Origin of the sequence: Acidovorax sp. (assembly GCF_016783915.1) — a bacterium.
In the GTDB taxonomy this organism is placed as follows: domain Bacteria; phylum Pseudomonadota; class Gammaproteobacteria; order Burkholderiales; family Burkholderiaceae_C; genus Acidovorax.
On record NZ_JADHVT010000211.1, the window covers coordinates 1 to 6309 of the forward strand.

Below are 6309 nucleotides of genomic sequence, written 5' to 3' on the forward strand. Positions count from 1 at the left end.
TGCCGCCGGACAGCAGCGTGCCAATGGTGCAGCCAAGCCCGGTCATTGCCCCCCAGCCCAGCAACACACCGCCCGACAGCCCCCTCACAGCATCGCGCCACGTGGGCCAGCGCGCCGCAAACTGGCGGCTGGCCAGGGCGGCCACCAACGCCCCAACCACCAGGCCCACCAACAACAAGGCATTGGGGGTAAACCAGGTGGGCTGCGGCACGGTCGCTCAGCCCGCAAAGCCATCGAGCAGATCCAGCCGATCGGGAATCCAGCCCTGCCCCTGCGCCCACTGGCGTGCCGCACTGCCCAGCGTGGCCGTCACGCCCAGGGGGCGCATGCGCACGATGTCAAACGTGCCAATCAGCCCAACGGCCAGCCCGCCAAGCCAGTATCGCCAGCGCCCGGTCCACAGGTTGCGCCACACAGCGCGCAGTCCAGGCACGGCAAGCACGGTACCCGACGCGGACGCGGAAGCGATGGCGGACTCCCGCGCAAAGCCACGCCACAGCTAGGCAGCCAACAGGGCCAACCAGCCCAGTTGCACCAGCAAGGCACCGGCATACCCCAGGTGGGCAGGCAACCAGATCACGGGCGCATCCGCCACGCCCAGGCTGTACAAGGGGTTCCAGGTCTTAAAACCCAGGACGAAGCCCAATGCCGATCCAACCAGCGCAAACGGGGACACCATGGACCCCTCTGCCAGCCGGTACCAGTGCGCGCTGATGCACGAGCCCAACACCACCATGCCCGCGCCAAACGACAGCCCCGCCGCCACCAGCACCCCACTCACTGGGCCAATGTGCATGTCGGGCGGCAGCTTGCCAGGCTGAGGCACGGGCAGCCAACTGCCCAGCACCACGGTATAGCCCACCACCCCCACGGCCAGCGCCAGCACGATGGCCAGCAGCCCGCGCGGGTTGCCATCTTCAAACCAGTCGCGCGCATGGCAATAAAAACAGAAGCGCGTGCGCTGCAGCACCAGCCCCAGCACCGAGCCCGTGGCCAGCGCAAACGCCAGCGTGCGCCCGCCGGGCAGCGCCTGCACTGCATGGGCAGCCACCCCCAGCGCCACCCCCAGCGCCACCACCAGCACCAGGGCGCCTGCATGAGAAAAATTGACCTTGAACGCCATGCCCCCCCGGCATAAAAAAGCCCGCACGAAGCGGGCTGTAAAAGAGACCCCCTACCAAAAATCAGAAACTCTCTTTGTTTTGCATTGCACCTTCTTCCCAAAAGGTTCTTTCGGCAAACCCCATCACTTGGCGGCCCAGATGGTGCCCGCCTGGTTGGTGATGGGCACGCCCACCGCGTTGCCATACTCCGTCCACGAGCCGTCGTAGTTCTTCACGCTGTAGCCCAGGATCTTGGACAGTGCAAACCAGGTGTGGCTGGAGCGCTCGCCAATGCGGCAGTAGGTGATGATGGGTTTGCTGCCGTCCACGCCTGCGCTGGCGTAAAGCTTTTTCAGGTCTTCGGCCGACCTGAAGGTGCCGTCCTCCCTCACCGCCTGGCCCCAGGGCACATTGGCCGCACCGGGGATGTGGCCTGCGCGAATACTCAGCTCGGGCACCCCGGCAGGCGCAAAAATCTTGCCCGTGTATTCGTCGGCCGAGCGGATGTCCACCAGCTTCGCGTTGCTCTTGCCCTCGGCCGCCGCCAGGGCGTCAGACAGGCGGGCGCGCAGGTCGGTGCTCACCTTGGTCACCTTGTAGCTGGTGGCGGCAAGCTCGGGCACGCGGTTGTTCAGCGGCTGGTTCTCGGCCTCCCACTTCTTGCGGCCGCCATCGAGCAGCTTCACGTTCTTGACACCATAGATGTCAAACACCCACGCACCCCAGGCAGCAAACCAATTGTTGGTGTCGCCATACAGCACCACCGTGGTGTCCTGCTTGACCCCGGCTTTTGAAAGCAAGGCTTCGAACGCCTCCTTGCCCACGATGTCGCGCCGCACCCGGTCGTTCAGATCCTGGTGCCACGAAAAGTTGACCGCCCCCGGCACATAGCCCCGCTCGTACAGGCGCGGGCTCACGCTCACTTCCACAATGCGTACCTGAGGGTTGTCCAAGTTCTGCGCCAGCCATTCGGTGGTGACCAGGGGGCCTGCGGGAATGGGGGTGGCGGCAATTACCGCGCTGCAGACCAGCATGGCACCGCCCATCGCCAAGGAACGGAGCCATATGCGCACTCAGTGCGCAAAAGTGGTGGTTTGTGGTGCGCTGAACATCGTCTTCCTTTCCGTGTTGCTGAAATGCCGGGGCTTACGGCGCCCGATGTACAGAATTTAGAAGAGACAGGCCCCCGGCCCAACCAAGCAAAACGGCTATGAATATGCGGAACGAGCGCTTGCAGGAATCCGCCAAGCGAGAGCGGGCAATCCGCGCGGTAGACGCAGTGCTGGCAGTTGAAGCGGAGGGGGATTTAGCTCAGCCAACGAGGGCTGGAGCGGGTGAAGGGAATCGAACCCTCGTATGAAGCTTGGGAAGCTGCCGTTCTACCATTGAACTACACCCGCCTTGTGTAACCCGTTGATGGAAAACGGGATTTCAGTCTGGCGATTGGAACCGCTACACAGCTTACGCCATTTAGGAGTTCCAATGTGAGCACTATTGTAGCCACGCCAACGCGCTTCCCGACCGCCCCCCCGGCAATGGTTCTGATTGGGAGTTTTGGCATCGTCAGCAAACGCCCAGCCGAAAGCAGCACAATAAAGGGTTAACCACTCCCAGCGAAAGAAGGAAAAGCTCCATGCAACTGAGCGACGACCGCACACAGGCCACCCTGGCAATCAACAAGACCCTGACGGCACCCGAGATCGAAAATCTGATCCGAGAACTGGCCACGTTGCGCTCTCAGATGACGCCCGAAGTCACAACAGCTCCCAAAGATGACAACGGCGACGGAGTTCCCGTGATGCGGCAGGACAACCCCACTCTCGCCATCGAATACCCATTGGAAGAGGCCTACGTCACCGTGTACCTGCGAAGCTTGGGGCTGGGCTGGACAGCGTGGCGCCTTCACCCCGACGTACAACGGGGACTGGCCGGCTTTTTCAACTCGCGGCTGCCACAAGCAGCGCCGTCGCCCGCCAAACCCATTCCATTTCGGTGATCAGCCTCCAAACCGACACGTTACTGAGAACAACAGGCGCTCAACACCAGAGTCGGTGACAACGATCCCATAGCCACCGCAGGGGTCAGCGCAGCCCCTCGCCGCCGCCCAGGTTGAACCGTGCAATGGCCTCCACCATCTGCTGCGCCTGAGTGCGCAGGCTGCTGGCAGCAGCGGCCATTTCCTCCACCAGCGCCGCGTTCTGCTGCGTGGTCTGGTCGAGCTGTGTGACAGCCTCACCCACCTGGCCAACTCCGGCGGTCTGCTCGTTACTGGCCGCGCTGATTTCAGAGACCATGTCGGCCACGCGCTGGATAGAACTGACGACTTCCTGCATCGTGGTGCCCGCCTGATCAGCCAGCACCGAGCCCTGTTGCACCATGGCGCTGCTGGCACCAATCAGCTCTTTGATGGCCTTGGCTTCAGCAGCCGTGCGCTGGGCCAGATTGCGCACCTCGGCGGCCACCACCGCGAAGCCGCGACCTTGTTCACCCGCGCGTGCCGCCTCGACCGCCGCGTTGAGTGCCAGGATGTTGGTCTGAAAAGCAATGCCGTCGATCACGCCAATGATGTCGGCAATCCTCTGGCTGCTGTTGTTGATGTCCTGCATTGTGCGGACCACTTTGGACACCACCTCACCACCCTGCTGGGCAACCCGGCTGGCTCCCACGGCCAATTGGTTGGCTTGGCCTGCGCTGTCGGCGTTGTGGCGTATGGTGGCGCCCAGTTGCTCCATGCTGGCCGCCGTCTGCTCCAACGCGCTGGCCTGACTTTCGGTACGGCCCGATAGGTCCTGGTTGCCCTGTGCAATCTCCGTACTGGCAGCAGATACGCTGTCGGCACTGATACGCACCGTGCCCAGACTTTCCACCAACCGGACGCGAAAACCTTCCATGGCCTGGGCCAGAGAGCCGATTTCATCACGCGACCGAACGGACACAGCGTGCGTGAGATCCCCCTGCGCCAGATAGCCAAGGGCCGTACTTAGCTGCTGCACGGGGACACCCACCAGCCTGCGCGTAGCCACCAACAGCACCACAGTGAGCAACGCGAGTGCCACCGCCACACCCAGCCAAAGCCAGGTGAGCACGCCGCGCGCTTCACTCATCATTTCTGTCAAAGTTGCCTCGGCAACGATGGCCCAGCTCCAAGGTTTATAGTGCTCAACCGCCACGTAGCGGGTGGCGGTATCGCTCTCGCCGTTGCCACGGGGCGACCAATCGGACTCCAGATCGCCAGAGGGCTGGACCGCAGCCAACGACGCCAGCCAAGCCTTGGCGTTGGCGTCCTTGTCATCCAACTTCAGGGACTTGCCAGCGCCGGGCAACCCGAAAACACTGCCCCGTGCGGGGCCCGATGAGAGATTGACGGCATACACAGCACCCGAGGTAAACAGTTTTTGTCCTGCCATCACGGTGTCGAGCTTGCCCAGAATGGCACCCATGTCGGAGCCAATGAACAGGATGCCAATGGTGCGAGTCCCATCACGGATGGGCTCATAAACGGTCATGTACTCACGGCCAAACAGACTGGCACGGCCAATATAGGTTTTGCCCTCATTCATGAGGGCATAGGCAGGGTGCTTACGGTCCAGCAAGGTCTTGTAAGCGCGCTCGCCGTCCTGCTTTTTGAGCGACGTGGTCACACGAATGAAATCGTCGCCAGTGCGCGCGAAAATCGTGGCCACGGCACCCGTGCTGTCCTTAGAGAATCGGTCCACCACTTCAAAGTCGCCGTTGACGGAGGCCCCTTGGAACGACAGCACAGCCTCGGGCTTTCCATCGGCCCCAGGCGACTCTGCCACGGTGAATTGACCTGGGAAATTCGCCTTGAACAGGGTGAAGTCGCGCTTGGCCTGCTCCTGTGCCGTTTCATCAAAAGTCTGGACCAAAGTGCGTACCTGGGCGGCGTATTGCATGGCATCACCACGCGCGAGGCGGCCGAAGTCTTTCCAAAGCAGGGTACTGACGATGCCCATCGTGGCCAACAAAACCGCCAACAGACTGAGCAAAGCCGTCAAAGACAGCTTGAAGGCGACGGAATGGCGGGTGCTTGAGGGAATCATCTGGTGCTTTTTGGTAATTTATGCATCAACATGCATACGTAGAATCAAGTTACCCGATCTCGCGCAAAAACAAAACCAACGCCAGCGCAATGGCCTTTCCAGGGATAGGGAAAACCCTTGCAGAAATTCCCCGCAGCAACAACTCGCTGTTGCAAACACAGAAGTCGTCATGCAAGCCTGCGTCGAGGTCCCAGCGCGTTCAACGCAGGCTCAGCGCCTGCCTGCTTTCAAAAACCCTGTGCTCTCCGGTAACTGGATCCACAAACGCCAGAGACCGCGCCAGCAGCTGCAGAGGCCGCGAGTAGTCGCCTTCGGGCGGGTCGTTGACGATGGGATAGAAAGGGTCGTTGCGCAGTGGCAGGCCCAGGGCTGCCATATGCACTCGCAACTGGTGGCGCTTGCCAGTGACGGGCGACAGCAGGTACCGAGCCCAGTCGCCAGCGACCTCTAGCACTTGGATATGGGTGTAGCTATTGGGCTCACCCGACACCTCCTGCATGCGAAAGAACTGCGGACTCTCCTCCAACCGGCTGCGATGGTCACGCGGGAAGCTCAGGTCGGCGCGCCACGGTGCAACGGCCTCGTAGCGCTTGATGATCTGGCGGTCGCGGAACAGCGCCTGATACGCCCCGCGCGTTGCCTGATGCACTGACAGCATCACCAACCCAGCGGTATCACGGTCAATGCGGTGCAGTGGCGAAAGCTCAGGCAACCCCAACCGGCGTTTGAGGCGTACCAGCAAGGTGTTGTGCAGATACCGGCCTGAGGGCGTTACCGGCATGAAGTGCGGCTTATCCGCCACCACCAGGTGCTCGTCCTGGTACACCACCGTTTCACTGAACGGTAAGGCGGGCTCGGCCGGAAGGCTGCGATAGTAGTACAGGCGCAGCCCCCCCTCGAAAGGCCGATCAGGCAGCACGGCATGCCCGCGTTCATCCACCACGACACCCGCCTTCATGCGCTCATGCCACCCTTCACGGGACACGGCCGACAGTCGCTCTGCCAAAAAATCCAGAATGCTGCCGTGCCCGCGCGAGGGCAGCACCAAGCAGCTGGGACTCACCCCATCTCGCACAGGCAGTACTTGGGGATGGCGGGGGTTGTGCATGGCGTGCGAATTCTAGGGGGATCGACGGGCCATCAAG

The 6309-nt window shown here is 62.1% G+C and carries 7 protein-coding genes and 1 tRNA gene; 1 reads left to right on the forward strand and 7 read right to left on the reverse strand.

Annotated elements, in window-relative coordinates:
- The 5 genes from ISS20_RS22810 to ISS20_RS22830 form a co-directional block, all read right to left on the reverse strand.
- The coding region (locus ISS20_RS22810) for a YeeE/YedE thiosulfate transporter family protein (RefSeq protein ID WP_291439832.1) at window positions 1-211 on the reverse strand (211 nt) is incomplete at its 3' end.
- 6 nt (window positions 212-217) lie between these two features.
- Window positions 218-433 (reverse strand): hypothetical protein, encoded by a 216-nt coding sequence (locus ISS20_RS22815; RefSeq protein WP_291439835.1) that lies wholly within the window; start codon window positions 431-433, stop codon window positions 218-220.
- Between the two features lie 66 nt (window positions 434-499).
- A complete protein-coding gene (locus ISS20_RS22820; RefSeq protein ID WP_291439837.1) occupies window positions 500-1123 on the reverse strand; it encodes a YeeE/YedE thiosulfate transporter family protein in 624 nt (207 codons plus the stop codon).
- 123 nt (window positions 1124-1246) lie between these two features.
- Window positions 1247-2137, reverse strand: coding sequence for a sulfurtransferase (locus ISS20_RS22825; protein WP_366828744.1), 891 nt, complete (start codon window positions 2135-2137; stop codon window positions 1247-1249).
- A 292-nt stretch (window positions 2138-2429) separates the two neighbouring features.
- Window positions 2430-2503, reverse strand: a tRNA-Gly gene (locus ISS20_RS22830).
- Window positions 2504-2736: 233 nt separating this feature from the next.
- Here ISS20_RS22830 and ISS20_RS22835 point away from each other — a divergent pair.
- The gene (locus ISS20_RS22835; protein ID WP_291439839.1) at window positions 2737-3099 is read left to right on the forward strand and encodes a hypothetical protein; all 363 of its coding nucleotides are present in this window, start codon (window positions 2737-2739) and stop codon (window positions 3097-3099) included.
- A gap of 85 nt (window positions 3100-3184) precedes the next feature.
- Here the strand turns inward: ISS20_RS22835 and ISS20_RS22840 are convergent, their stop codons facing one another.
- The gene (locus ISS20_RS22840) at window positions 3185-5077 is read right to left on the reverse strand and encodes a methyl-accepting chemotaxis protein (protein ID WP_291439840.1); all 1893 of its coding nucleotides are present in this window, start codon (window positions 5075-5077) and stop codon (window positions 3185-3187) included.
- Between the two features lie 286 nt (window positions 5078-5363).
- Window positions 5364-6272, reverse strand: a complete 909-nt coding sequence (locus tag ISS20_RS22845; protein WP_291439843.1) for a pseudouridine synthase — start codon at window positions 6270-6272, stop codon at window positions 5364-5366.
- Window positions 6273-6309 lie beyond the last annotated feature (37 nt).

Coding starts and splice junctions, on each gene's coding strand:
- ISS20_RS22835 (WP_291439839.1), top strand. CDS start 2,737: ATGCAACTGAGCGACGACCGCACACAGGCCACCCTGGCAATCAACAAG.
- ISS20_RS22820 (WP_291439837.1), bottom strand. CDS start 1,123: ATGGCGTTCAAGGTCAATTTTTCTCATGCAGGCGCCCTGGTGCTGGTG.
- ISS20_RS22840 (WP_291439840.1), bottom strand. CDS start 5,077: ATGGGCATCGTCAGTACCCTGCTTTGGAAAGACTTCGGCCGCCTCGCG.
- ISS20_RS22845 (WP_291439843.1), bottom strand. CDS start 6,272: ATGCACAACCCCCGCCATCCCCAAGTACTGCCTGTGCGAGATGGGGTG.
- ISS20_RS22825 (WP_366828744.1), bottom strand. CDS start 2,137: ATGCTGGTCTGCAGCGCGGTAATTGCCGCCACCCCCATTCCCGCAGGC.